This window comes from Bacillus sp. FSL W8-0102 (assembly GCF_038007225.1).
GTDB lineage: Bacteria > Bacillota > Bacilli > Bacillales > DSM-4216 > Bacillus_O > Bacillus_O smithii.
Genome location: NZ_JBBOWT010000001.1, coordinates 804,392 through 830,679 on the forward strand (window position 1 = coordinate 804,392; position 26,288 = coordinate 830,679).

General features: G+C 40.4%; 23 protein-coding genes. 14 read left to right on the forward strand and 9 right to left on the reverse strand.

The window, feature by feature from the left end; translation table 11 throughout:
- Positions 1-382: 382 nt before the first annotated feature.
- Positions 383-1,381, reverse strand: a complete 999-nt coding sequence (locus tag N1I87_RS03910) for an inorganic phosphate transporter (RefSeq protein WP_048622788.1) — start codon at positions 1,379-1,381, stop codon at positions 383-385.
- 16 nt (positions 1,382-1,397) lie between these two features.
- Positions 1,398-2,015: a DUF47 domain-containing protein gene (locus N1I87_RS03915; RefSeq protein WP_341100707.1), complete on the reverse strand. Its 618-nt coding sequence runs from the start codon at positions 2,013-2,015 to the stop codon at positions 1,398-1,400.
- Between the two features lie 196 nt (positions 2,016-2,211).
- On the opposite strand from N1I87_RS03915, the gene N1I87_RS03920 reads away from it, so the two are divergent.
- Positions 2,212-3,045 (forward strand): aldo/keto reductase, encoded by an 834-nt coding sequence (locus N1I87_RS03920; protein WP_341100708.1) that lies wholly within the window; start codon positions 2,212-2,214, stop codon positions 3,043-3,045.
- Between the two features lie 119 nt (positions 3,046-3,164).
- On the forward strand, positions 3,165-4,526 hold the full coding sequence (locus N1I87_RS03925) for an IS1182 family transposase (RefSeq protein WP_341100430.1): 1,362 nt from the start codon (positions 3,165-3,167) through the stop codon (positions 4,524-4,526).
- A gap of 23 nt (positions 4,527-4,549) precedes the next feature.
- Here N1I87_RS03925 and N1I87_RS03930 read toward each other — a convergent pair whose 3' ends face one another.
- Positions 4,550-6,196, reverse strand: coding sequence for an IS1182 family transposase (locus N1I87_RS03930; protein ID WP_340397600.1), 1,647 nt, complete (start codon positions 6,194-6,196; stop codon positions 4,550-4,552).
- 188 nt (positions 6,197-6,384) lie between these two features.
- Here N1I87_RS03930 and N1I87_RS03935 point away from each other — a divergent pair, with 188 nt between their 5' ends.
- On the forward strand, positions 6,385-7,566 hold the full coding sequence (locus N1I87_RS03935) for an IS701 family transposase (protein WP_040037972.1): 1,182 nt from the start codon (positions 6,385-6,387) through the stop codon (positions 7,564-7,566).
- A 253-nt stretch (positions 7,567-7,819) separates the two neighbouring features.
- On the opposite strand, the gene N1I87_RS03940 is transcribed toward N1I87_RS03935, so the two are convergent.
- Positions 7,820-8,728 carry an RluA family pseudouridine synthase gene (locus tag N1I87_RS03940; protein ID WP_327824907.1) on the reverse strand — a complete coding sequence of 303 codons (909 nt, stop codon included), beginning with the start codon at positions 8,726-8,728 and terminating at the stop codon, positions 7,820-7,822.
- 360 nt (positions 8,729-9,088) lie between these two features.
- Between N1I87_RS03940 and N1I87_RS03945 the strand changes: the two genes are divergently transcribed.
- Positions 9,089-10,648 (forward strand): IS1182 family transposase, encoded by a 1,560-nt coding sequence (locus N1I87_RS03945; protein ID WP_270584763.1) that lies wholly within the window; start codon positions 9,089-9,091, stop codon positions 10,646-10,648.
- Between the two features lie 125 nt (positions 10,649-10,773).
- Here N1I87_RS03945 and N1I87_RS03950 read toward each other — a convergent pair whose 3' ends face one another.
- The 3 genes from N1I87_RS03950 to N1I87_RS03960 all read right to left on the reverse strand — a co-directional run bounded on the left by N1I87_RS03950 (position 10,774) and on the right by N1I87_RS03960 (position 12,350).
- Positions 10,774-11,244: a thioredoxin family protein gene (locus tag N1I87_RS03950; RefSeq protein ID WP_341100709.1), complete on the reverse strand. Its 471-nt coding sequence runs from the start codon at positions 11,242-11,244 to the stop codon at positions 10,774-10,776.
- Complete coding sequence (locus N1I87_RS03955) at positions 11,241-11,669, reverse strand: disulfide oxidoreductase (RefSeq protein WP_340396191.1); 429 nt, start codon at positions 11,667-11,669, stop codon at positions 11,241-11,243. The genes N1I87_RS03950 and N1I87_RS03955 overlap by 4 nt, the downstream gene beginning before the upstream one ends.
- 432 nt (positions 11,670-12,101) lie before the next feature.
- Entirely contained in the window at positions 12,102-12,350 is a 249-nt protein-coding gene (locus N1I87_RS03960) for a YhdB family protein (RefSeq protein WP_270583374.1), read from the reverse strand.
- A gap of 387 nt (positions 12,351-12,737) precedes the next feature.
- Here N1I87_RS03960 and N1I87_RS03965 point away from each other — a divergent pair, with 387 nt between their 5' ends.
- The 6 genes from N1I87_RS03965 to N1I87_RS03990 all read left to right on the forward strand — a co-directional run bounded on the left by N1I87_RS03965 (position 12,738) and on the right by N1I87_RS03990 (position 19,284).
- Complete coding sequence (locus N1I87_RS03965; RefSeq protein ID WP_341100711.1) at positions 12,738-14,159, forward strand: SpoVR family protein; 1,422 nt, start codon at positions 12,738-12,740, stop codon at positions 14,157-14,159.
- Between the two features lie 274 nt (positions 14,160-14,433).
- Positions 14,434-15,603 carry an IS256 family transposase gene (locus N1I87_RS03970; protein WP_341100451.1) on the forward strand — a complete coding sequence of 390 codons (1,170 nt, stop codon included), beginning with the start codon at positions 14,434-14,436 and terminating at the stop codon, positions 15,601-15,603.
- 230 nt (positions 15,604-15,833) lie between these two features.
- Positions 15,834-16,589 carry an ABC transporter ATP-binding protein gene (locus tag N1I87_RS03975; RefSeq protein ID WP_341100712.1) on the forward strand — a complete coding sequence of 252 codons (756 nt, stop codon included), beginning with the start codon at positions 15,834-15,836 and terminating at the stop codon, positions 16,587-16,589.
- The gene (locus N1I87_RS03980; protein ID WP_341100713.1) at positions 16,586-17,335 is read left to right on the forward strand and encodes an ABC transporter permease; all 750 of its coding nucleotides are present in this window, start codon (positions 16,586-16,588) and stop codon (positions 17,333-17,335) included. Before N1I87_RS03975 ends, N1I87_RS03980 begins: the two co-directional genes overlap by 4 nt.
- Positions 17,336-17,451: 116 nt before the next feature.
- On the forward strand, positions 17,452-18,027 hold the full coding sequence (locus N1I87_RS03985; protein ID WP_341100714.1) for a transposase: 576 nt from the start codon (positions 17,452-17,454) through the stop codon (positions 18,025-18,027).
- A 48-nt stretch (positions 18,028-18,075) separates the two neighbouring features.
- Positions 18,076-19,284, forward strand: coding sequence for an MFS transporter (locus N1I87_RS03990; protein WP_341100715.1), 1,209 nt, complete (start codon positions 18,076-18,078; stop codon positions 19,282-19,284).
- Between the two features lie 241 nt (positions 19,285-19,525).
- On the opposite strand, the gene N1I87_RS03995 is transcribed toward N1I87_RS03990, so the two are convergent.
- Together N1I87_RS03995 and N1I87_RS04000 are read right to left on the reverse strand one after the other, a co-directional pair.
- Positions 19,526-20,329: an IclR family transcriptional regulator gene (locus N1I87_RS03995; protein WP_327824910.1), complete on the reverse strand. Its 804-nt coding sequence runs from the start codon at positions 20,327-20,329 to the stop codon at positions 19,526-19,528.
- A gap of 68 nt (positions 20,330-20,397) precedes the next feature.
- A complete protein-coding gene (locus N1I87_RS04000) occupies positions 20,398-21,162 on the reverse strand; it encodes an IclR family transcriptional regulator (protein WP_340396194.1) in 765 nt (254 codons plus the stop codon).
- Positions 21,163-21,429: 267 nt separating this feature from the next.
- On the opposite strand from N1I87_RS04000, the gene N1I87_RS04005 reads away from it, so the two are divergent.
- From N1I87_RS04005 to N1I87_RS04020, 4 genes are all read left to right on the forward strand, one after another.
- Complete coding sequence (locus N1I87_RS04005) at positions 21,430-22,869, forward strand: aldehyde dehydrogenase (RefSeq protein WP_445285680.1); 1,440 nt, start codon at positions 21,430-21,432, stop codon at positions 22,867-22,869.
- 91 nt (positions 22,870-22,960) lie between these two features.
- Positions 22,961-24,334: an IS1380-like element ISGsp2 family transposase gene (locus N1I87_RS04010; RefSeq protein ID WP_044899598.1), complete on the forward strand. Its 1,374-nt coding sequence runs from the start codon at positions 22,961-22,963 to the stop codon at positions 24,332-24,334.
- Between the two features lie 256 nt (positions 24,335-24,590).
- Positions 24,591-25,376 carry a 2-keto-4-pentenoate hydratase gene (locus N1I87_RS04015; protein ID WP_341100718.1) on the forward strand — a complete coding sequence of 262 codons (786 nt, stop codon included), beginning with the start codon at positions 24,591-24,593 and terminating at the stop codon, positions 25,374-25,376.
- Positions 25,377-25,396: 20 nt separating this feature from the next.
- Entirely contained in the window at positions 25,397-26,281 is an 885-nt protein-coding gene (locus N1I87_RS04020; RefSeq protein WP_327798199.1) for an acetaldehyde dehydrogenase (acetylating), read from the forward strand.
- Positions 26,282-26,288: the final 7 nt, after the last annotated feature.

A 26,288-nucleotide genomic window follows, 5' to 3' on the forward strand; every position in this document is an offset into this window, starting at 1 on the left:
TTGAAAAATTTTTTATCGATATAGTTTTTTGCTTTTGTTGCGATCCAAACTCTATTATTTGAAAAAACTTTTAAACGAAAACGATTGAGATTTCCTATTGAAAAAAGTGTACGGACATTGGATATCATAAAAAATAAAAGAGGTGTTTGAATATGCCGGGAGATAAAGCCGAAAAGGTGCTTGTCATGATCATGATGATCATAGCGTTTCTTTTGTTGATTACCATTTTGCGAAGATACGTGTTTTCTTAACTGTTTGGGAGACTTAAGAAAGGCAGGTTTGAAACCGAATTTCAAACATATTAGGAAGATTCTTTGAAAGGCCAAAACCTCTCCCTTTCTTCGGCGTTCGCCTAAAAAAGAGAGAGGTTTTTAAGGTTATGTTAAAAAAACGAATTTAAAATAAAGAAAATGATGGCGGCAAGGGCAGCTGAAACGGGCAATGTAATCACCCAAGTAATGACCATTCTTTGGGCCGTATCCCATTTTACTCCGCGAATTCTATGAGCAGACCCTACTCCCAAAATAGAAGAGGAAATAACATGTGTGGTGCTGACGGGTAAGTGTATATAAGTTGCCCCGAAAATAATCAGCGCAGAACTTAGATCAGCAGATACACCGTTGACTGGCTTAATTTTCATTATTTTTCCGCCGACGGTTTTGATGATCTTCCAACCGCCGATGGATGTTCCAAGCCCCATTGCGGCTGCACAGCTGATCTGTACCCAAAGGGGAATATCGGTTGTAGTGTGGTAATGGTTCGTGATTAAAGCCATAGTGATGATCCCCATTGCTTTCTGGGCATCATTGGTACCATGTGTATAGGCTTGAATCGCCGCAGTTACCACTTGAATGAGACGAAATCGTTTATTCGTTTTCGCTAAATTATTTTCTTTGAAAATCACTTTGAAAATGCTGTAAATGATATAACCCACAGTAAATGCAATGATTGGCGAGAAGATTAAGGCTTGAAGTATTTTTAAAAATCCCGAATATTTTATGGCTGTAAAACCCGATGCCGCAATGGCTGCACCTGCAACAGCACCAATAATAGCATGGGAGGAGCTGCTAGGGATTCCAAAATACCAAGTAATCAAATTCCATAAAATAGCAGCGAATAAAGCTGAAATAATGACAACAGATCCGTTATTCAATGTAAAGGGGTCAACAATATCTTTTGTGATAGTTTGAGCGACACCGGTAAAAGTCATCGCTCCCAAGAAGTTCATGATAGCCGCTAAAAAAATAGCTTGACGTGGCTTCAACGCTTTTGTAGAGACTGAGGTTGCAATGGCATTTGCCGTATCATGAAAACCATTGATAAAATCGAATAATAATGAAGCAATGACAATCAAGATTGTTGTAACTAATATATAGTCCATTTAATTGAAACGCTCCTTATGCATTTTTCATTATGATTTGTTCAAGAGTATTGGCAACGTTTTGGCAATGGTCAGCAATATTTTCAAACCCTTGGTAAATATCTTTTAATTTAATCAGTTTAATGGGGTCTTTTTCAACATCGAATAAGTTTTTGGTGGATTTTCGCCAAATACCGTCGCAAAATGTTTCATATTCTTTGATTTTAATGGCGTGTTGGCGGATTTCCGGCAAAGTTTTAGTAGAAAGCAGGCCGACCGCTTTATCGATTTCAACTGCACAATTGCGAAGAGCGTCTATAAATTTCATCATATATTCATCAAAATGAGTAATGGAATACATTTCAAAAAGGCCGGCGGTTTCTTCGTAGCCGTCAAGAACGTCATCCATAGTCATCGCAAGAGCTAAAATATCTTCTCTCTCAATTGGAGTGATGAATACGTGGTTTAATTCGGTAATCACTTGATGAACAAATGTATCACCTTTCGTTTCAAATTTTTTCATCTCTTCCGAAAAAGCTTTCAAATCTTGTTCATTATTCAATTTATAGTCTGCAAAATAATTGGCACTTTCCAGCAAATTGCTTGAAATATTGGCCAAAAGTACATTAAACTTGTCTTTTTTACCTTTAAACATTGTTGGGAACCTCCTATAGATTAAAAAAGTACTGAACATGCATTATTTTAGCTTAAAAAGGAGAAAGAGAAAAGTTAATGTCGAAACTTGTTCGAAAATATTTTTAAGGGGCCTGACCCCTTTTCCACTTTAAAGTACCAAGGGGGTCAGGCACTTGTGTTAAAATAAAAGAAAAAAGGAAAAGTGGGGGTTCTATATGGTAAGCAGTTTACAGGATCATGTGACATTACATAATGGAATAAAAATGCCTTATGTTGGTCTTGGGGTATATAAGATGACTGACAAAGACGAAACGATAAACGCTGTCAAAGTAGCGCTTGATTATGGATATCGAATGATCGATACGGCAGCTTTTTATCAAAATGAGGATGCCGTTGGAAAAGCGGTGAAAGAATCCGGTCTATCTCGGGAAGAAATATTTATTACTTCAAAAGTATGGAACAGCGACCAAGGATATGATTCAACGTTAAAGGCATTTGAGCGTTCTTTAAAAGAATTAGATATGGATTATTTGGATCTTTACTTAATCCATTGGCCGGTAAAAGAAAAATATTTGGAAACATGGAGAGCAATGGAACGTTTATATAATGAAGGAGTTGTAAAGGCAATCGGTGTCAGCAATTTCCAAATCCATCATCTTGAAGATTTAATGGCGAACAGCCAAGAAAAACCGGTGGTCAACCAAGTGGAGCTCCACCCACATTTGAGCCAGGAACCTTTGCGTAAATTCTGCCGTGATCATGAAATCGCAGTGGAAGCTTGGTCTCCGTTAGCTAGAGCACGGATACTTGATCAAGAACCGATCCTTAAAGAAATAGCGAAAAATCATGGGAAAACGGAAGCTCAAGTGATCCTGCGCTGGCATCTGCAAAACGAAGTGGTGATTATTCCAAAATCAGTGCATCCGGAACGAATTAAAGAAAACGCTGAGTTATTTGATTTTCAACTTTCCCAAGAGGAAATGGCGCAGATTAACAGCTTGAATAAAAATCATCGCTACGGGGCTGATCCTGACAATTTTGATTTTTAAAGTGAAAAAGAGAGTCGGAAATCGACTCTCTCAGACTGTCGACAAATCCGAAAAAACCGGATTTGCCGACAGTCTTTTTTTGTATAATTAAGATACCGTAATGAATTGAGGTGGATGAAGTGCTAACAAAAAATACACAGATGAATCGTGATCAAATAGAAATGATAGCTTTAGACCAACTTGTACCTGCAGATCATTTGGTTCGTAAAATCGACGCTGCTATTGATTTTTCATTTATCTATTCGCTTGTTCAAGACATGTATTCATCGGAAAGAGGTCGACCAAGTATTGATCCAGTTGTATTGATTAAAATGGCTTTCATCCAATATACCTTCGGTATTCGTTCCATGCGAAAAACTATAGAGGAAATCGAAACGAATCTGGCTTACCGTTGGTTTCTTGGATTTGGTTTTTATGATAAGGTACCTCACTTTTCAACGTTTGGGAAAAACTACGAGCGACGCTTTAAGGATACAGACTTATTTGAACAGATATTCTATCGCATTTTGAAAGAAGCTGCAGATAAGAAGCTGATAAGCAGTGAGCATGTCTTTATTGATTCTACTCATGTCAAAGCGAGTGCGAATAAGCATAAATTTGTGAAGAAAGTGGTTCGAAAAGAAACGAAAGCCTATCAAGCACGTCTACAAGATGAGATAAATGCTGATCGAGAAGCACATGGAAAAAAGCCATTTCCTCCAGATAAATTTGGGAAAGAAGAATATAAAGAAATAAAAGAAAGTACCACTGATCCGGAAAGTGGTTACTACGTAAAAGACGAGCGAACAAAACAGTTTGCTTACTCATTCCATGCTGCTGCGGATCGAAATGGCTTTGTTTTGGGGGCTATTGTAACGCCAGGGAATATTCATGACAGTTCCGTATTGGAGCCACTTCTTGAAAAAGTCATCGAAAAACATGGAAAACCGGTTGTAGTTGCTGCTGACGCTGGATATAAAACTCCCGCCGTTGCCCAATACATATTTGAAAATGATATGACCCCTGCTTTACCTTATACTCGCCCTCGTACAAAGGATGGTTATTTCAAAAAACATGAGTATGTTTACGATGAATACTACGATTGTTATCTTTGTCCGCAAGGACAAGTGTTAAAATATGCAACTACGACGAAGGAAGGCTATCGTCAATATTTTTCTGATCCAGTCCAGTGTAAAGATTGTCCATTCCTCTCGAAGTGCACCCAAAGTAAGGAGCATAAAAAACTGATTCAGCGACATGTATGGGAATTTTATTTAGAGGAAGCTGATCATCTTCGGCATACACAAGAGAATAAGAGCATTTATGCAAGACGGAAAGAAACTATTGAACGTGTTTTTGCTGATGCAAAGGAAAAGCATGGTATGCGTTGGACAACCTTAAGAGGTCTAAAAAAATTGTCCATGCAGGCGATGCTAACTTTTGCTGCAATGAATTTGAAAAAGATGGCCTGCTGGGCATGGAAAAGTCCAATAATGGCATAAAAGAGGCTGGGACAAAACTAGCTTCAAAATAGGAAAAAGGAGAATTTGAGCCAACTCAAATTCTCCTTTTTCCATTTCTCTCCATTATTTTTGGTCAGTTGATCTTTGTTGGCCGTGTATTTCCGTAAATTCACGGCCATTAAGGCAATCCCCATTTCATTTTCCACCTTCGATTTGCCTCGGACGGAAAATCGAGTGAAACGCAAATTAGCCTTCAAGAATCCAAAAACTGGTTCTACGTCCATTTTACGTTGACGGAAAATAGAACCTGCTTTTTCTTCTGAAAGCTTCGCTCTTACATATTCTTTTTGTCGTTCCCATTTTTCATTCACCATGACTTTTCGGTGGTTGCCTTCCTTTGCTTTTGTACATGAAGAACGGAATGGACATCCCGAACAGTTTTCACATTCATAGATTTTCAATTCTCGTTTGAAACCGGTCTTATCGGTACGTACAGAACGATATCGGAAGGTTACCCGCTGCTGATTCGGACACGTGTAGGTATCACTTTCTTCGTCGTACGTCCAATTGTCTGGATGAAATAGGTTTTGTTTATATTTCTTCTTTTGTTCTTTCTCATACATGGTATATGGAATAAGTGCCTCACATTTTCGATTCGAAAGGATGTCCTCATAGTTCTGTTCACTACCATAACCAGCATCTGCGACAATATATTTTGGCAATGGAAAATAATGCTTCTCAATCTCATTCAAGAACGGAATCAATGTACGTGTATCGGTAGGATTTGGAAAAATGCCATAAGCCAGTGCGTATTGACCTTCTGTTGCGATTTGTACGTTGTATCCAGCCTTCAATTGACCGTTTTTCATATAGTCGTCTTTCATTCGCATGAACGTCGCATCTAAGTCTGTTTTGGAATAACTATTCCGTTCACCCAAGATTTCGAAGTCTTTTTGATACTTTTGTTTACGTAAAATCAAGTCAATCAACTGTTTGTACACTCGCTTCGGATATTTCCGTTCGCTTCTTAATGCTTTTCGTTCTGTGGCATCGGGCGATGCTTCTATCTTTTGGTCATATTCCGTAATCACTTCATCGACTTGTTGCACCATTTGAGCGAGTTCTTCAACGGACAGTTCTCCCTCATTTTCCCGCTCCATTTCAGGGATGATTTCCTTCTCTAACAGTTCGTTGTAGAGCTGATTGGATTTTTCAATTAAGCTTTGGTTGTATTTTTCAATGGATTTCTTCCATACGAAAGTAAATTTATTGGCATTCGCTTCAATCTTCGTACCATCGATAAAAATGGCTTCTTGATCGATTAACTTTTCTTCCACCAGTTGGCAACGGAATTGGACAAAACATTGACGAATTAATTCTTTTACTTCCGGATGCACACGAAAACGATTGATCGTCCGATAACTTGGTTCATATCCTTGTGCCAACCACATCATTCGTATACTGTCCTTTAATAGCGCTTCAATTTTTCGACCTGAAAAGACAGACTGCGAATAGGCACACAAAATAATTTTTAGCATCATGCGTGGATGATAAGCAGGACAACCTGTATTTCGAAGAAACGGCTGGAAGGCTTCATCTGGAATACTTTCAACTAAATGGTGAATGTGGAAGGCAATATCATTTTCTTGTAATTTTATTTCTAAATCTAGAGGCAAAACTAATTGATTCATGTTATAATATTTGAACATAAGGACCCTTCTTTCTGTTAGGTTTTGTGTGCTAACTTAATTTTAACAGAAGAGGTCCTTATTTTTTACTATAGATGAGCAAATTCGCTAACATAAATTTACAACCAAACAAAAAAAGAGACATGAACCCGATTCCTTGATTAGAATAGATGTGTCACCAAAACTATTCACAAGGAGGTTCATGTCTCATGAATAGATTAGCACATCATCAAGGAATCCACAAGTTTTTCACGATGTTGGGGTTGGCACTTTATTTTTCAAAACCTGTCATGAAGCATCTCGTTCATATCGTGGATGCGCTGACCACCAAAGGATTTGCGGGAACATTGACCGATCTTCATCATTGGAGCTTTCATCCGAACCACCGCACGACACTCAGCCATTTTTTCACGAAAAGCCCTTGGGATGAAGAGACGCTGCTTCGCAAACTTCAACAGTGGATGCTTCGTCGTGTCGAACGCATCGCCAAACAGGAGAATCAACCCCTTTTTGTTTCGATCGATGATACGATTTGCCAAAAAACCAAGCCTTCGTCACAGGCAACGCACGCCATTCAAGGGTGTGATTGGCACTATTCTCACACAGAGAAAAAGTCGATCTGGGGACATTCTCTCGTTTGGCTCATGGTTCATACGATGACCCAGGCTTTTCCCTTTGCGTTCCGCCTCTACGACAAGGCGGCTGGGAAAAGCAAGGGGGAACTCGCGATCGAGATGCTTTCTTCTTTGGATGTACACCGTCCTGTTTATGTGCTGATGGACTCTTGGTATCCATCGCAAACGCTCGTGGAAGCTTGTCTGAAAAAGGGATTCCACGTAATCGCAATGCTCAAGGCCAATCGGCTTCTTTATCCAAAAGGCATTGCGGTTCAGGTGAGGGAGTTTGCCCGCTACATCGAACCGAAAGACACTCACCTCGTCACGGTGGGAGAAGAGCGTTATCGGGTTTATCGCTACGAAGGCTCTCTCAAAGGTCTCGATGATGCCGTGGTGCTGCTCGCTTGGAAAGCCGATCAGCCGATGACATCGGAACATCTTCACTGCGTCTTGAGCACCGACCGGGATCTAAGCGATGAAGAGATCTTGCGCTACTATGCCCAGCGTTGGTCGATCGAATGTTTTTTCCGTCAAGCGAAAGACCAGCTGAAACTCGATGGATACCGCGTTCGCGGACGTCGGGCGGTGAAACGCTACTGGATCTTGGTGCAGCTTGCTTACGTGTACAGCATGTTCGAGTCGAACAGCGATTTTTCTGATGGGCTCGATCTTCTGCGCAAGAGAAAAGGACATAGCCTCGTGGAGTTCATTTACCGTGCAGCGAAACAAAATATTCCCATTGATACCGTGAAAAAACAGCTCCACGTGGCATAAGGGGTACCCTGTTTGTCTCTTTTACATGGTAATTATTGTAATTAAAATTGCTCAACTACAGTTTTTTATTGAAAAAATGAAAAACAGCCCATGAAATTTCATTCCAAAATTTCATGGGCTGTTTCCATTTTAGAGGGGGTTTTGTCCCAGCCTCATCCCAACCTTTAAAGTATAAAAATGTCAAAAGGCATCCGAATACACACATTCGGATGCCTTTTGTCTACACTCTGAGAGAGTCGGAAATCGACTCTCTTTATTCGATGATGGGAAAACCGTCAAACACGTTATCCAACGGAGATGCATGACATTGAATGGCTTCGTCTGTAAAAGGGTGAATAAATTCCATTTTTTCCGAGTGCAAAGCAGGCCGATGGAAGACCGGTTTACCGCCGTAGAGAATATCGCCGGCAAGCGGATGTCCAATGGAACTGAAATGAACTCTGATTTGATGAGTTCTGCCTGTTTCAAGCCGGCATCGGATCAAGGTTAATTTTTGTTTTCGATCGACTTCCAAAACTTCATAATGAGTAACCGCTGACTGGCCGGATGGGGAAATCCTTCTTCGTGTTGGGTGATGGCGATCCTTTCCGATCGGCTTGTTGATCGTCCCCTTCGTTTGAAAAAGAATTCCGTGAACGATGGCCACATATGTCCGCTTGATTTCTTTTTTTTCGAGCAAATAAGATAAAGTCGAATAGCTGAGAGGATGTTTTGCAAATAAAATAGCTCCGGTTGTATCTTTGTCCAATCGGTGCACATGTCGTACAAACCCTATATCTCCGTTCACGCACAAGTGCCCTGCCACCATATGTAACAACGTATCAGCATCTTCAGGTGAATTGGGATGAGTGGTGATCCCGGCTGGTTTATTCACAATGATGAGATGATCATCCTCCATTAGAACTTCAATGGGCTGAAAGGAAGGGGGAACGGGCAAGGGGCTTTGATTAAATAAAGGCAGCTGAATGCGGTCTTTTTCTTGTAGTACCACGGACAGTGATACAGGTTTTCCATTTAAAGAAACGGATTGGTTCATACGCCATTCATGAAGCAATTTTTTTGGTATTCTCCATTTTTGCTGTAAAAATTCAGCAATTGTAAGACCGGAAAAGCTTTTAGGGATGGTGATTTCTCCAATTTCCCCTTTTCTGATTGTTTTCATTCTATGGGATCGTCCTTTCTGGTGTGAATTACCGCCCTTAATGATTCAATAATGAGGGTGTCCCAAAAGTATAGCTTTTAGGGACACCCATTTTTTGTGAATGGTTCTTTGAACCTGGTCTGTTGATTTCCGTTCCAGGCGCTTCGCTTTCCGCGGGCGTGCCGGGGAGCCTCCTCGTCGCTTACGCTCCTGCGGGGTCTCCCCTGTCCCGTACTCCCGCAGGAGTCTTCGCGCCTTCCACTCCAATCAACAGAGTGAAAAATTAATCTTGAAACTCTGTACAAAAAAATAAAGAAAATCGTTCTTTTTTGGTATAATTTAGTCACTACAACCAATCTACCGGAAAGGAACGATTTTCTTATGTACATAAATTATACCACGACAGGACAATTAGTTCTACCAATGGATATAGAAGTTCTAATCCCCGAACATCATCTTTGCCGAATTGTGGATTTGGCAGTAGAAAAGATGAATCCAAACATCCTTCTTTCTCTTCATCCTGGTGGCGGCCGCCCGCCTTACCATCCCAAAATGATGTTAAAAATTATCCTTTATGCCTACGTCAATCGAATTTATTCTTCCCGGCAAATTGCTAAACAACTGGGAGAAAACATTTATTTTATGTGGCTTTCGGGAAACCAAAAACCTGATTTTCGTACAATCAATCGATTTCGCTCCAATCGTATGAAGGATGTCATTTATGAAACCTTCTTCGGAATTGTGGATCTTTTATGCCAGGAGGGGTTAGTAAAGCTTGAAGATTATTATTTTGATGGAACGAAAATTGAAGCTAACGCTAATCGATATACTTTTGTTTGGAGGAAGGCGACCGAAAAGTTCGATACAAAGCTGGATGAGAAATACAAACAGATCGTCTTATCGATTGAGGAAGTAATGAAAGAAGATGAGCAAGCTGAAAAAGAAATGGATTTTCAAGAAAAATTGGAGGCAGCTCCTGTTACCTCCGAGAAAATCCAAGAGACCATCAAAAAGGTAGAGAAAAAATTAGAACAGGAACCTACAAATCGAACCCTGAAAAAAGCAAAACGACAATTGGAAAAGGATCTTTTGCCCAGAAAGCAAAAATATGAAGAACAAAAAGCAACATTTGGCGACCGAAACAGCTATTCAAAAACGGATAAAGATGCCACTTTCATGCGCATGAAAGAAGACCACATGAAGAACGGTCAATTAAAGGCTGGTTACAATGTACAAATCGGAACGGAAGGACAATTTATCACAGGGTTCAGTCTACATCAACGTGCCGGAGATCCCGGCTGCCTAATTCCTCACTTTGAATTAATGAAAAAGTATAATCGGCCAAAACCAAAGACACTCATTGCCGATTCTGGTTATGGTAGCGAAGAAAACTATGATTATTGTGAAAAGGAAGAAATGGAAGCACTGGTTAAATACAACACATTCGATAAGGAACAAACAAAAGCTTGGAAAAATCAAATCGGTAAATTGGAGAACATGACTTATGACGAGGAATTAGACGAATGGATCTGTGCAAATAATAAACGACTTACCTTTAGTTACGAAAGAAAACGGAAATCAGAAAATGGGTATGAATCGGTGAAACGAACTTACATGTGCACAGACTGCTATGGATGCCCTTTTCAATCTTCTTGTGCAAAAGGAAAGAACACAAAAAGCATCAGTGTTTCCATGAAGAATCAGAAGCAGCGCCAAGAAGTCCGTGAAAGATTAACCTCGGAGGAAGCGAAAAAGAAGTATAGACAACGAAAAATAGAAGTGGAGCCAGTATTTGCTCAAATTAAGCACAACAGCCACTTCCAACGATTTACATTAAGAGGCCTTTCCAAAACAACGGTGGAATGGGGTCTTATTTGTGTTGCCCACAATTTGAAAAAGTGGGCAACATACACTGAAAAACAACAAAAAGTGAGGGAATAAAACAGGGGAATGATCTTCTGTGCACGAATTACAACCAATAATATCCAATAAATCATTCTAAAGAAAAAGGCTGAGCCCTAAAAAGTCGATTTTATCGACCTTTTGGGTCAGCCTCATCGTGAATTTTATTTTTTGATTGTTTGTTCTAAAAAGCTCCGTAATTTTTCTTTTGGTTGTTCTCCGACAAGACGATATTTTTCTTTTCCTTTTTCATAGTACACAATGGTTGGGGTATATTGAATATGATAGTCATCCCATCCTTGATCAAACTCGAGCAAATTATATTGATAAACGTGTACGTTCATGTCTTTTGCTAAAGGCATTAAAATCGGCGTCGTTTTTTTGCAATGAGGGCATGTTGGACTGTAAAAGTAAACGACCAAACTTTCTTTTTGATCCAGTTTCTTTTTTAGTTCATCAGGCAAAATCAAATTTTGATAATTCGGGTCATGCAATTGGTCAATGGTTTCAGGATGGAGATCGGTCTTGCCATATGGATTGTTTTTAGCTTCTTCATTTTGCTGATATTTGGTGATAAAAAAGATGGCCGCAAATAACACGATCACAATAGCCAGAAATATGATTACCTTTTTCAATGTACTTCCTCCTTCCATTTTTTATATACAATGACGCTTGAAACAAAAATAATGATAAAGGCTACAAGAGCCAAAAAAGGAATGGTGATAAACCCAAACCAATTTATGTATTCCGCCGTGCAGGGGATTCGCCCGCAAGCAGGTGCATGATCAGAGAAAAATGATACTTTTTGTAAAGAATAATGGTATAAAGAAATGGACCCGCCAATGGCAGATAAGACAGAAGAATAGATTGCCATACGATAATCTTTTCTTACCACGGCCATCCCTAAAAATACAGTGAGCGGATACATACAAATTCTTTGATACCAGCAAAGTTCGCATGGTTCATAACCCCTGATTTCAGAAAAGTATAAACTTCCCATCATCGCGATGACAGAAGCTCCCCAAGCGAGAAATAATAGATTTTCTTTCAAATTTTTCATAATATCCTCCCCAGATAAGCTCTTCTCAAAATTATAGTATTGATTGAAGAAAAAGAAAACGTACAAAACATAAAATAATCAAAAGTAACCGCATGTTCACTTTTTTATAACAGGAAATAGTTGAAAAGTATTGGATTGCTTGCGCTGTAGTTTTCTTTCAAAAGATTTTCTTGTTCATACCAAAGGACTGTAAAACGGGAGCAATAGGTTCTTAAAAATAATGAGGAAAAGCAAGGACCAATTTCCAAACCTGCAATATTTTTGTTGCCAATTTGGAAAAGATAGAGCTGTGAAAGAAATAGAATAACTTACAATAACAAGAATATAATCCAAGACGCCCCGAATGAGCAAAATAAAAATATATGTAAGAAAATGGATGACAGAAAGGCTTACCTCGAGAGGCAAGCCTTTGGTTTGGTGGAATTCTCAGTACTAATAAAATGCTTCTTCAAAGGGATGTGTAACGCTATACGTGTTGTTCGCATGCTCAATATAGTGAAGCAATGCATATAAACGACGCTCTATCACAAAATAATCATGGGAATAGTAATTCGCATGCAAGAAATGTTCAATTTTTTTAGCTAAAAAATGGTCTTTTGTGCGCACCATTAAAATTAGCAAATTATCCCATTCTGACCGGTGGATATAGAATAAAGCACGATCGTAATCGACTTTGTCCAAGCGGCTTTCCCTCCTTGTATAGGAGTTGTTATTAGTGTATGTGATTTTCGTCAACATCCACAAAGCAAATGTTGGTCGGTCTGTAAAACAAATTGGATATGCAATCGGCTTTTGTTGACTAGATGCTTTTTTTATGGCGACGATCAAAAGAAGTGACATTGCTGCTGTCTCATTTATATGAGCTGTTCAAATTGATTCGCTTCACCTTTTGCGCCCTTCACATTTCGCTTTTTTGGCAAAGGCGTTCAAACAAAATAAGAACGACAACCATTCAGGATGAAATTTGAGAATTGACATAAATGGCCAGCTTCGCCACTTTCTTATTCTATTTTCATCAAACCTCCTTTGTTCTCATAAATTGTTATAAGAACAAAGGGGGGAAAGCGAATGCTGGAAAATGAACAAAAACAGTTGGAATACGCCATCGAGGAAATTACGGAAATCGCCAGCGGTTTTGGACTGGACTTTTACCCGATGAGATACGAGATCTGCCCTGCTGAAATTATTTATACATTTGGTGCATATGGGATGCCGACTAGATTTTCTCATTGGAGTTTTGGAAAGCAATTTTTTAAAATGAAGCTTCATTATGATTTAGGTTTAAGCAAAATTTATGAGCTTGTCATCAATTCCAATCCTTGTTACGCTTTTTTGCTTGATACCAATTCTCTTATCCAAAATAAATTAATCGTTGCCCACGTATTGGCACACTGCGATTTTTTCAAAAACAATGTTCGTTTTCAAAATACCAATCGAGATATGGTCGAAAGCATGGCAGCGACCGCAGAGCGGATCCGTCATTATGAAATTCAGTACGGAAAAAAGGAAGTGGAGCAATTTATTGATGCCGTTTTGGCGATAGAAGAACATATCGATCCGTCTCTCATGAGACCTCAACTAGCGTGGAGTATGGAAGATTTAGAGGAGTGGGAGGAGGAAGAAGATTCAAAACCGGCCTCTCCATACGATGACTTATGGTCGCTGGATGAGAAAAAGCCGGTAAGGAAAGATGGCGGAAAAAAGAAGAAAAAATTTCCTCCTCAACCTGAAAAGGATTTAGTGTTGTTTATTGAACAGTACAGCCGGGAATTAACAGAATGGCAGCGAGATATTATGACGATGATCAGAGAAGAAATGCTTTATTTTTGGCCGCAGTTGGAAACGAAGATTATGAATGAAGGTTGGGCTTCGTATTGGCATCAACGAATTATGCGGGAATTAGATTTAACTTCAGATGAAGCCATTGAATTTGCCAAATTAAATGCCAGTGTCGTTCAGCCATCTCGAACAAGCATTAATCCGTATTACCTCGGTTTGAAGATTTTTGAAGACATTGAAGAACGTTGGAACCATCCTAGTGATGAAATGAAAAAACACGGTGTCGTTCCTGGTTCCGGCCGGGATAAGATATTTGAAGTACGAGAAATTGAATCGGATATTTCATTTTTGCGCAATTACTTAACAAAGGATTTGGTGATGCGCGAAGACATGTTTCTTTTCCAAAAACAAGGCCATGATTACAAGATTGTGGATAAAGAGTGGAAAAATGTTCGCGATCAGCTGGTGAATATGCGGGTAAATGGCGGATTTCCCTATATAACCGTCAACGATGGCGACTATTTAAAAAATGGGGAATTGTATTTAAAGCACTGGTATGAAGGGATTGAACTTGACTTGAATTATTTAGAAAAAGTGCTTCCTTATATTTATCAATTATGGGGCCGCCCCGTTCACATGGAAACAGTCGTCGAAGAACGGGCCATGCTGTTTACCTACAACGGCCGAAGCATTCAAAGAAAATATTTATAGGGGCCTGACCCCCTTGATGCTTTAAAGTATAAAAGAGGTTAACAAGATAGATTCAAAATAAAGAATTTGTGCAACTTAAATGGTATGACGTGTGTTGATTGGCGTTATACCTTTTTTACTGTGAATTTCTAAAAAGGATAAAATAAATTTTTGAAGATAAGGCGAAAAAGATGATGTATAAAATTTTGTGTAAAGCATTTTACTAGATCAAAAGAAAAAAGGTAGGGTATTCTCTGATTGGACCAAAAATCTTAGAGAAAGGAGTACCCTACCTATGTCTAAAAGAAGTATACCGAATGTCGACTGGGCAAATCAACTGGAAAGTGTCATTCGTCAGTTTGTAAAGGAAAAATTAGAACTGATCATGCGGGAAGAAATCAAGAATTTCCTCGAAATAGAGCAGGCCGGAACATCGAATATGAGAAACGGCTACTATCAACGAAATCTAGATACGCAATATGGCCGGATTGAAGGTCTTTTGGTCCCTAGAGACCGAAACGGAGAATTTCAAACCCAATTGTTCGCTCCTTACCAACGCCATACGGGCTGGCTCGAGGAAGCCATCATCAAGATGTATCAAAGTGGTATGAGTACGCGTGAAATTGGCAAGTTTATTGAACGAATTTTAGGCAAGGCCTATTCTCCTTCAACGATCAGTCGTATGACCGATATCGTGAAAGAAGACATTGAGAAATGGCACAAACGTCCCCTGCACAAACGTTATTCTGTCTTATATTTAGACGGCTTGTATGTAAAACTTCGTCGCGATACCGTGGAGAAAGAAGTGGTTTATGTGGTGTTAGGGGTGAACGAAGAAGGATATCGCGAAATTCTTGATTTCTTTGTGGGAGGACAAGAAAGCGCCTATGTATGGCAGGAAATTCTTCAACACCTCTACCAAAGAGGCGTCAAGGAAGTGCTTCTTGGCGTCTTCGATGGCCTTCCGGGGCTGGAGGAAGCCTTTAAGGCGGTGTATCCGAAAGCCGATGTGCAGCGCTGTGTCGTGCACAAAGTCCGCAACACCCTAAATCGTGTTCGGAAAAAAGATCAATTTGAAGTGGCAGAGGATCTCAAACTGATTTATCGCGCACCGAATAAGGAGATGGCGTTACAGATGTTTCAACAGTTTGAGTCGAAATGGTCGAACAAGTATCCGAGAGAAGTTCAATCTTGGGCCAATGAGTTGGATGTCCTCCTTACATTTATGGATTATCCAAGCAGTATTCGAAGTGTGATTTACACGACCAATGCCATTGAACGAACGATCAAAGAGATTCGGAAACGTCTAAAGCCGATGAACAGTTTGAGTAGTTTAGAAGCCGCTGAAAAAATCGTGTATTTGACGATTCAAGATTTTAACGAGAAATGGGCAGGAAGAAAGTTACGAGGATTTGCCGAAGCGCATGAAGCTCTTCAACGAATGTTTGAAGAACGTTATTGTTAACCAAATATTGTAAATAAACAAAATAAGGGGATTCTCCCTTTCCACGCAAGAGACTGAATATTCAGTCTCTTGTGTGGAGAAAATCAGTCCCCTATCAATTCAAATCCATTTCAGAGAAACCCTACCCCATTTACATTACACAAAATTCTTGACGGTACCGCGAAAAATATCGTAAGATGGAATTGAATTCAATATTTTTTAAAAATGTATAAAAGTGGGATTGAGAAAAGATGGAGAATGCAGGCAATCCAATAATCACAGAGGTTGAATTGAAAAACGTCCATAAAACTTTTATGAATCATAATGAGGCGATCCATGTATTAAAGGGAATAAGCGGGAAAGTTCCAAAAGGATCTATTTTAACGATTATAGGACCTTCAGGATCAGGAAAAAGCACGATTTTATCATTATGCAATTTGCTTATCACTCCTGATGAAGGGGAGGTTCATATTCAGGGGAAAGAAGTGCGGAAGTGGGAAGTCCAAGAACTTAGGCGTCAAGTTGGTATTGCCTTTCAAAATGCACCTATGCTGACAGGGACTGCATTAGAAAACCTTACACTGCCTGCTCGTTTGCAAGGTAGAACTTTGGACAATCCTGAAAAATATATGGAATACGTTGGATTATCGAAAGATCTTTTAACAAGGGAAGCAAAAGAGCTTTCAGGCGGACAGCGGCAAAGATTGTCATTAGCTAGAACATTGGTCAACAATCCTTCCGTTTTATTGCTTGATGAAGTCACTTCCGCACTTGATTCCATCTCTGGACATGAGATTGAAGAACTCATTTTAAGACTGAATCGTGAACAGCAAACGACGATTCTTTGGGTCACTCACGATTTAGCGCAAGCGGAACGTGTCGGCGATCAAACTTGGTTCATTATGGATGGAAGACTAATTGAAGCTGCCCCGACCAAACAATTTTTTGCTGAACCTAAAGAAGCCAAAACCAAACAATTTTTAGACATGAAGAGGGAAAATAAATGAATTTGCTTACCGTTTTGTTAAGTTTTAGCTTCGTGATTATCTCGCTTTTTCTATCAACCGCTTTTAAATTAGGGCTTGGCCGTGACTTGGTGATCACCAGTATCCGGGCTACTATACAATTGTTTTTGATTGGATATATTTTAAAAGCTGTGTTCGGTTTTCATAATCCACTTGTCATCATCGTGATGCTTCTGCTCATGATTATAGTAGCGACAAAAAATGCAGCGAAACGTGGACAAGGTTTACCTTATATTTTTTGGAAAATTTTCGTAACGATTTCTATCGTTGAAATCATTACACAAGCGTTCTTGCTTGGATTACATATCGTGCCGGCAACTCCGCCGTATATTATTTCGATCAGCGGCATGATTATCGGAAACTCCATGGTCATCGCGAATCTTTTCTTAAATCGTCTAAAAGGTGAGCTGGAGATGCGAAAAGAAGAAGTCTTGCTTGTGCTGTCTCTTGGAGGCAGTATAAAACAATCCATCTATCCCATTTTAAAACAGTCTATTCGTTCAAGCCTCATTCCAACTATCGAAAGTCAAAGAACCATTGGACTTGTTCAACTTCCCGGTATGATGACTGGGCAAATCGTAGCCGGAGCCGACCCTGTCCAAGCGGTCCGCTTTCAACTATTAATTGTATTTATGATCATGTCCGCCGCCACTCTCACTTCTATTATTTTAGGATTCCTCACCTATCCAGGCCTATTTAACAAACATCAACAATTAAAAGGGGCCTGACCCCTTTTTCGCTTTAAAGCTACAAAGGGGTCAGGCCCCTTTTTTTTCTTGCTTTTAAGTTTGAAAAGTCATTATAATGGAAATGTACGAAATATTCAAATGAAATAGAGGTGGTTATGATAGCAAGAAAGCCGCGTGTGTGGTATCCTGGGGCTATTTATCATGTTACGGCTCGTGGAAACCGAAAAGAAGCAATTTTTCGAGATATAATCGATTATCGAACCTACTTAAAGTATCTCCGAATTGTCCGCAACCGTTACCCCTTCATCCTTCATTCCTACTGTTTAATGAAAAACCACGTTCATCTTCAACTAGAAACGATTCATGATCCCCTTCACTTCATCATGAGAGACTTTCATTCAGAGTATGCCATGTATTTTAATCGTCGCTATGATCTTGTCGGCCATGTATTTCAAGGTCGCTATAAAGCCCAACTCATTGAAAATGATCATTATTTCCTTAAAGTAAGCCAATATATTCATCTTAATCCAGTCAGAGCAAATTTAGTAGAAAAGCCGGAAGATTACATTTGGAGTAGTTACCATTCATATATTACAGGGAAAGATAATCCCAATATCGACAAACAAAAAACATTGTCCTATTTCACAAAAGATCGCTCACGAATCACCTATCAGCAGTATGTGGAAGAGCATATGAAAGAAAATCCATTCTCAAATATTCAAAATCTTTAAAGTATTAAAATATTAAAGGGGTCTGACCCCATTAGAAAGGATGTTTATATGCTCAGGAATCGTTGGCAGATTTTAATTTTGGCTACTTGGATACAAATGACGGCCGCAATGATTACTCAAGGGATGGGTCCGTTATCCACTTATTGGGGAAAAATGGATCTTTTAACTCCAACGCAAACAGCCATTTTAGTGTCGGCTATCAATGTCGGTCCTTTGTTTTCGATGATGTTTTTAGGAAAAGCCATTGATCTATACGGAGAACGGTGGATTTTAGGGATTAGCAGTTTGTTGCTTGGACTCACGATGGGGGCGACGTTGCTTTCTCATCATTATATCTACTTAATCATGATTTTAATGATCGTGGGGGCGTGGTATGGCGCTTCGCAACCGGGGGGAAGCAAGGCCATCGTCCACTGGTTTCCGGTAAAAGAAAGGGGACTGGCACTGGGAATCAGACAAACAGGCATTCCATTAGGCGGAGCCATTGCGGCTGCCAGCATTCCATGGCTGTCCATTCATTTTGGAGTGTCAACGGCCATTTTAGTCCAAGCGGGTCTAGCTATTGTCAGTGGATTTTTATTTCTATTACTCTATCAAGATGCGGAACCGGCAAAAAGTGAGAGTGAAAATCAAAAAGATCCTGAAGAAAAAGAAAACTGGAAATCGATTTGTTTTAATAAAACTCTTTACCCTGTTTTCTTTGTAGGAGTTTCACTTGTATCTCTCCAATTTATATTGGTTGCTCATTTTATGGGATTTTTAACAAACGAATTAAAAGTTTCCCTTACAAAAGCAGGATTGTATTTAGCTGTGGTGCAAATTTCCGGAATGTTAGGAAGAGTGGTATTGGCGTGGGTAAGTGACAATTGGTTAAAAGGAAATCGAGTTCGTCCTCTCATTCTTTGTATTGTCATGGCCATAGCATCTATTTTCTCTCTTTTGTGGCTGGATGAAGGAGTGTCTAGCTGGCTCCTTGTCGGAATCAGTATTGTATTAGGTTTCTTTGGAATGGGCTGGTACAGTCTCTATATCGTTTATGTTTCCGAAAACGGACCGGAAGATCAAATCGCCTACACCGTGAGCATAGGTCTTACTTTAAACCAAATTGCCATTATAGCAGCTCCCGTTCTATTCGGATTGATCGTGGACTGGCAAAAAAGTTATACGATAGCGTGGATTTTCCTAATGGTGATCATCGCTTCAGGAGGGCTTATGTTATTACCAAGCAAATCCGGTTTAAAGAAAATAGATATATGAAACTAAGTTTATCGAAAATACATAAAGGGCAACACCGTAGGTATTCTTATACTCTGCCTAATCATTGAGCGGGATTGGGATTTTGACGGACAAAAAATAACCGATTCACTTTAGTTAAAAGAACACCGCCATAACATCTTTGATCTAAATAAATGAAATAGTCATTTATCTAAGCGAATCGTTGCGCTCTTAAGGTAATTTTTATGGACAAATCCGAAGTGAATTTAAAAAATTTCTCCTCTCAATTCCGCTCTAATGAAGCTGCTTTTTGCTTTGTTTCATAAAATCCGAGATTTTCGGAAATTTCAGCGGCTGCCTTCATTATTTTATCTACTAGAAAGCCAGTTTTCATTTTCTTTATTCGATCTAATGGCCCCACTACGCTGATACCCGCAATGACTTTTCCGGTATAATCTTTGACGGGTGCTCCAATACTCACAATTCCTTTACTTATTTCTTCTTTGGCGATTGAATACCCTTGTTTTTTGATTTGGTCCAGTTCTGCCCGAATTTGTGCTTCTGTTTTTTCACAATGGTATGGTCCGCTTTTCGCGATCACATGTTGGATATATTCTTCAGGTTGATAAGCCAATATCACTTTTCCCACTCCGGTTTTAAGAGCAGGATTTCGTTGACCGATACTGGACATAAGAGAAACAGGATGGCGGCATTCGATTTTATGAAGATAGACGATATGTTGATCTTCCAATATGGCAAGGTGAGCCGTTTCTCCCAACTCATCAACGAGTGGTTTGAGCACGTGCAAAGACACTCTGTATATTTCATAATGAGTGGTGACCAGTCCGCTTAAACCGAGGATGGATAAACCAAGATGATATCTTTTCGTATGGGGATTTTGTTCTAAAAAGCCTTTGCTGCAAAGTTTGGTGACGAGCCGATGGACGGTGGTTTTATGGATGTCCAACTGGTGGGCGATTTCTGTAATTCCATATTCTTGTTTTGGACGTGAATATAATTTTAAAATTCTTATAGCATTTTTGACCGATCCTAAAAAATATTTTTCATTGGCACCATCCTTTTGCACTTTGGTCACTCCTTTTTCAAAAATGGAATCATATTCAGATGTAGTGAAGGCAGATAGGATGAAGGGAGCTATAACGTTTTTAATTTGTGAGAAATTTGATCCGCTGCTTGAATCACTGATTTCGTCAGCGAATAATAGTTGGTAGGATGAATTCGTTTGATCGATCCGACGATACTGACAGAAGCAGCCACTTGCTGATTGACCGTTATGGGAGCAGCGATGGAAGTGATTCCTTCATGAAGCTCTTCTTTACTAATCGCATATCCTTGCTGTTTGATCTGTTTTAATACGCGTAAAAATTCTTCCGGATGAGTGATCGTATATGGTGTATAAGGATGAAGACCGTGTTCTTTTATATAGTTTTCTATGAAATCTTTAGGCTTGTAAGCAAATATGACTTTGCCTGCGCTTGTGCAATGAGGAGGATTTTTACGGCCAATATGCGTCAGCATTTCAACGGGGTGTTTGCAATCTTCTTTGCAAAGATAAAAAACTTCCCCGTTTTTTAAAATGGCAATATGGGCACTTTCTCCGGTTTTTTCGACTAATTGCTGTATAATAGGTCGGCCTACTTCCAATATCTTCAAACGGGAACTTACAAGATTTCCTAACGCCAATAAGGGAACTCCCAAGTGATAACGACTCGTTTCCCTATTTTTCATAACGAATCCTTCGCTTTCCAATGTAATAAGGAGTCGATAGGCAGTACTCTTGGCAATGCCCAGCTTGTTGGCGATTTCGGTTACTCCAAGCTCTGATACATCCATTGAAAATAAGTCCAATAATTTTAAAGCATTATCTAAAGAATTGGACTTGTTCTTGGTTTTTGCCATTCGATTAGCTCCTTTCTAAATATGGGTAACGAGGACGATCAAGACTTTAAGATGATTAAAAGCGATATCATAACAGTTAGCAACTTGTTCGGTACCTGAACGAGAGGAGTGATATTATTTTATCACATAATTTTTGAATATTAAATAAATTTAAAATTTTCATCTTTGTTTCGCATAGAAGAACAACCAAGTTGTTGGCGTTTCCCCCATTTTCTACCCTTATGTTAAAGCAACTGATTTTCAGAAAATAAACAGGGGGTATGAATGATGACATCCATAACAGCCGAAACAAAAACGATGGATTGTTTGCATTTTATCAATGGAAAGTATTGTTCTTCTGTGGATCATAAAACGTTTGAAAATATTAATCCGGCAACAGAGGAAGTAATCGGGACGGTGGCGGAAGGCGGAAAAAAAGAAATTGATCTTGCCGTCGCCGCCGCAAGAAAAGCATTAAATGGACCCTGGAAGGAAATATCCACACAAGAAAGATCGAAAATCATCCGCAGAATTGGCGATATTATTTTGGAAAGAATCGATGAACTAGCTATGTTGGAAACGTTGGATACCGGAAAACCGCTTTGGTTGGCCAAACAACTGGATATCCCGAGAGCTGCTTATAATTTTCATTTCTTTGCCGACTATATGATTTCAGTAGGGACGGAAGCCTATGAACAAGACAATATAGCGATCAATTATGCCGTTCGCCGTCCGGTAGGAGTTGTTGGATTGATTAATCCTTGGAATCTGCCGTTGTTATTGCTGACTTGGAAATTAGCTCCTTGTTTGGCTGCCGGAAATACAGCTGTTATGAAACCGGCAGAATGGACGCCGATGACAGCGACTTTATTGGGGGAAATTTGTAAAGAAGCAGGCGTTCCGGATGGAGTCGTGAATATAGTGCATGGTTTTGGTCCCGATTCAGCAGGCGCAGCTCTTTCCGAACATCTGGATGTAGATGCCATCAGTTTTACCGGTGAAACGTCAACGGGGACCGTCATTATGCAATCAGCTGCCAAAACGTTGAAAAAATTGTCTTATGAACTGGGCGGGAAAAACCCCAATATTATTTTTGCAGACTCGGATTTGGATGAAGTCATTGAAACAACCATCAAATCCAGTTTTATCAATCAAGGTGAAGTTTGTTTGTCTGGCTCTCGCATTTATGTCGAACGTCCGGTTTTGGATGCATTTATGGAGAAGTTTGTTCAAAAAACAAAAGAACTTATGGTCGGTGATCCTTTAGATCCTAACAGCAAAGTGGGAGCATTGATTTCGAAAGAACATTATGAAAGAGTATCGAGCTATCTTAAAATTGCCCAAGAAGAAGGCGGAAACATTGTGATAGGCGGAAAACGTCCGGCGGGATTGGACAAAGGTTATTATTTAGAGCCAACTATTATCGCTGGATTGGATCGGAATTCCCGCTGTGTCAAAGAGGAAATTTTCGGTCCGGTTGTTACCGTTCTCCCCTTTGACAAAGAAGAGGAAGTGATTGAACAGGCGAATGATACCCACTATGGATTAAGCGCAACCATTTGGACGAATGATCTGCGCCGTGCCCACCGGGTGGCCAGGCAAATAGAAGCAGGAATCATCTGGGTCAACACCTGGTTTTTGCGCGATTTACGTACACCTTTTGGAGGCATGAAAAGAAGCGGAATTGGCAGGGAAGGCGGAATGCACAGCTTTGAGTTTTACACCTGAATCCGTGACAAAACATCTTTACAATGGTCGCAAACCGTTGATACGATAAGGAAAAACGACGTTGACGATTCTTCATCAAGTAGGTGATGTGATGAAAGATTTCCCGATTCGGTTTGTATTGACAGATGAAGCGATTACCCCAAGTGCTGGGCTTGCTCTCGTTGGCTACTTACTCCATCGAACGAAACTGGATAAACGGGTAAACGCACTTCGGCTTCCAACGGTTCGTCGAGAAGTGCACATTTCCCATAGCGATGTCATTCGCTCGATGATTGGCTTGCTTGCCACAGGAAAAACGGATTTCGATCATATCGAAGCGTATCGTCAGGACGATATCTTTTCGGCATCGATGGGGATTCAGCACGTGCCTTCCTCTCCAACCTTGCGACAACGACTCGATCAGCTCGCTTGTCTTCCGATGACCGAAACGATTCTTTGGGAGGAGTCCATACGTCTGTTGATTCAACGACATGCCACTTTGTCCCCTTGTTGGACCAAAGGAAAGACGACATGGCTTCCCCTTGATATAGATGGTTCCCCATTTGACAACTCCGATACGAAAAAAGAAGGAGTCAGTCGAACGTATAAAGGATTTGACGGTTTTACACCGTTGTTTGCGTATGCAGGGAAGGAAGGGTATCTCGTTCATGCCGAGTTGCGTCCAGGGAAACAACATGTGCAAGACAACATGCCCTCGTTTTTAGTCACCGCTATCCGTCGAGCTCGTCAACTGACTTCATCTCGTCTGCTTGTTCGCATGGATGCAGGAAACGATGCAGAAGCGAATGTGCACGTATGCCTAAAGGAAGACGTGGACTTTGTCATCAAGCGAAACTTACGCCGAGAATCGAAAGCGCTTTGGTTCCAGATCGCTTCGCAAAAGGGCAAACGTGTCGATGATGGACAAAGCGAAGGAGTACAAACCTATGAGCTATGCCTTCCACAGAAGGCAGCGATCGATGGAAACACGTATACGTACGTTCAAGTCACCCAAGTGACGGAACGGACGATGGAACGCAATGGACAGCTGATGCTCGTTCCTGATTATGAAGTGGAAAGCTATTGGGTGCGGCTCAAAGGATACGAGCATGTTCGAATGAGCGATGTGCTCGCGTTGTATCATGACCATGCGACATGCGAACAGTTTCATAGCGAACTGAAGAGCGACTTAGATTTAGAGCGGCTTCCATCTGGGAAGATGAAAACGAATGCGCTCGTGTTGGTCATGGGAGCCTTCGTTTACAATCTTCTTCGTCTGATTGGACAAGATCTATTAAGCGATCCGAGACATCCGTTGCACCACAAAGTGAAACGCCGCCGCATCAAGACGATTATTCAGACGGTGATCACGATGGCAGGGCGACTCGTCCGTCGATCACGACAGATCTGGATGAAACTGACGCGAAGGAGTGGTTATAGCGAGCCCCTACTGAACGTCTATCAGAAATGGAGAGAGGCAAGATAACGAACGAATGTTCGGTCGCTGATGTCCAACGTCACTCCCTGTGCTTTTTTGTCTCTTTTTTTGGTTCGTATACCTAAAAAAGAGATTGGTTCCATTTTCGGAAATAGAGATGACATAGGTCATAAGCATAAAAAGGGTTTTATGGATTATCAATCCATCAAAATTACAACAAAATCAAAGTCGATTTCAATTCATCACGGATTCAGGTTTTACACTGAATTATCCAATATTTGTATAAAATTATAAGGGTGATAAAATGACACAAAATCAGATTCAACTGCTGTCACAGCAATTGTTGGATGCAGAGAAAACAAGGAAAGGGATCGAGCCGTTCACCAAGACATATCCACAACTGACGGAAGAAGAAGCTTATCAGATTCAGCTGCTGAACATACAAAAAAAGCTCAATGCCGGCGAGAAGATTGTTGGGAAAAAAATTGGGTTGACGTCTCTTGCTATGCAAACGTTATTGGGGGTCAACGAACCTGATTATGGGCATTTGCTGGATGGAATGATTTTAGAAAACCATGGGATACTTTCATGGCAAAAAGTTTGCCAGCCGAAAGTCGAGGCAGAAATTGCTTTTGTGCTAAAGAAAGACTTAACAGGACCAAATGTGACGGAAGTAGACGTTTTGCTGGCCACTGATTATATAGTGCCGGCATTAGAAATTGTCGATAGTCGAATTCGCGATTGGGATATTCAATTAGTAGATACAGTAGCAGACAACGCTTCCTCCGGGTTTTTTGTGATTGGTGGAAGCCCGACTTCCATAGCAGATCTTGATTTAACAATCATTGGGATGGCTCTGTATAAAAATGGTGAATTGATAAATACAGGTGCAGGTGCAGCTGCCATGGGCCATCCGGCAAAATGCGTTGCCTGGCTTGCCAACAAATTGCATGATTATGGCATTTCATTAAAAGCAGGCGAAGTGATTTTATCGGGAGCTTTGTCCGAAGCGGTAGCGGCTGAGCCTGGAGATTATTTTCACGCCAAACTGGCCCACATAGGCGAGGTTAGTATGAAATTTGGTGATTAAAAAACAAAGGGGGCTTTCAAGTGAACAAAGTGAAGGTTGGAATTATTGGCTCCGGAAATATTGGAACTGACTTAATGTATAAGATCGAAAAAAGCGATGTTCTTGAAATGTCCACTATGATTGGAATCGATCCGGATTCAGAGGGATTGAAACGAGCCAAAACACGCGGCTACACCGTTTTTAGCAATGGAATTGAAGGGTTTTTGCAGCATCCAGAATTGGCGGATATTCTTTTTGATGCTACAACGGCTAAAGCTCACGATTACCATAATCAAGTATTAGGGAAGCTTGGAAAACAGGTGATTGATCTAACCCCTGCTGCTATAGGTCCGTTTGCTGTTCCTGCCGTAAATTTAACCGAGCATTTAGATCAGCCGAATGTCAATATGATTACATGCGGAGGACAGGCAACCATTCCTATTGTCCATGCCATTTGCCGCGTTGTTTCTGTAGAATACGCAGAAATTGTCGCGACGATCGCCAGCAAAAGTGCGGGTCCGGGAACACGAGCCAATATTGATGAGTTTACGAGAACCACGGCAAGAGGAATCGAAGTGATTGGTGGAGCGAAAAAAGGCAAGGCGATTATTATCTTAAATCCGGCAGAACCGCCGATCATGATGCGCGATGCCATTCATGCATTGGTAGAGGAAGAAGGAAAAGAAAAAGAAATCACTGAATCGATTAAAAAAATGGTAACCAAAGTTCAAGAGTATGTCCCGGGTTATAGACTGAGAACCGAACCGATATTTAAAGGCAAACGAGTATCTGTATTTATTGAGGTGGAAGGAGCGGGAGACTTCTTTCCTCCGTATTCAGGGAATTTGGATATAATGACGGCATCTGCTCGGAAAGTGGCGGAAGAATTTGCTAGAAAAAAACTGTCGCAGTTGCAGAAACAGTGAAGGGGGA

Bases quoted from the DNA above. Each gene is read 5' to 3' on its own strand.
- N1I87_RS03945 (WP_270584763.1), top strand. From the start codon at position 9,089: ATGTACATAAATTATACCACGACAGGACAATTAGTTCTACCAATGGAT.
- N1I87_RS03955 (WP_340396191.1), bottom strand. From the start codon at position 11,669: ATGAAAAATTTGAAAGAAAATCTATTATTTCTCGCTTGGGGAGCTTCT.
- N1I87_RS03990 (WP_341100715.1), top strand. From the start codon at position 18,076: ATGCTCAGGAATCGTTGGCAGATTTTAATTTTGGCTACTTGGATACAA.
- N1I87_RS03985 (WP_341100714.1), top strand. From the start codon at position 17,452: ATGATAGCAAGAAAGCCGCGTGTGTGGTATCCTGGGGCTATTTATCAT.
- N1I87_RS04015 (WP_341100718.1), top strand. From the start codon at position 24,591: ATGACACAAAATCAGATTCAACTGCTGTCACAGCAATTGTTGGATGCA.
- N1I87_RS04000 (WP_340396194.1), bottom strand. From the start codon at position 21,162: ATGGCAAAAACCAAGAACAAGTCCAATTCTTTAGATAATGCTTTAAAA.
- N1I87_RS03975 (WP_341100712.1), top strand. From the start codon at position 15,834: ATGGAGAATGCAGGCAATCCAATAATCACAGAGGTTGAATTGAAAAAC.
- N1I87_RS04005 (WP_445285680.1), top strand. From the start codon at position 21,430: ATGACATCCATAACAGCCGAAACAAAAACGATGGATTGTTTGCATTTT.
- N1I87_RS04010 (WP_044899598.1), top strand. From the start codon at position 22,961: ATGAAAGATTTCCCGATTCGGTTTGTATTGACAGATGAAGCGATTACC.
- N1I87_RS03920 (WP_341100708.1), top strand. From the start codon at position 2,212: ATGGTAAGCAGTTTACAGGATCATGTGACATTACATAATGGAATAAAA.
- N1I87_RS03915 (WP_341100707.1), bottom strand. From the start codon at position 2,015: ATGTTTAAAGGTAAAAAAGACAAGTTTAATGTACTTTTGGCCAATATT.
- N1I87_RS03940 (WP_327824907.1), bottom strand. From the start codon at position 8,728: ATGAAAACAATCAGAAAAGGGGAAATTGGAGAAATCACCATCCCTAAA.
- N1I87_RS03935 (WP_040037972.1), top strand. From the start codon at position 6,385: ATGAATAGATTAGCACATCATCAAGGAATCCACAAGTTTTTCACGATG.
- N1I87_RS03970 (WP_341100451.1), top strand. From the start codon at position 14,434: ATGTCTAAAAGAAGTATACCGAATGTCGACTGGGCAAATCAACTGGAA.
- N1I87_RS03965 (WP_341100711.1), top strand. From the start codon at position 12,738: ATGCTGGAAAATGAACAAAAACAGTTGGAATACGCCATCGAGGAAATT.
- N1I87_RS03980 (WP_341100713.1), top strand. From the start codon at position 16,586: ATGAATTTGCTTACCGTTTTGTTAAGTTTTAGCTTCGTGATTATCTCG.
- N1I87_RS03910 (WP_048622788.1), bottom strand. From the start codon at position 1,381: ATGGACTATATATTAGTTACAACAATCTTGATTGTCATTGCTTCATTA.
- N1I87_RS03930 (WP_340397600.1), bottom strand. From the start codon at position 6,196: ATGTTCAAATATTATAACATGAATCAATTAGTTTTGCCTCTAGATTTA.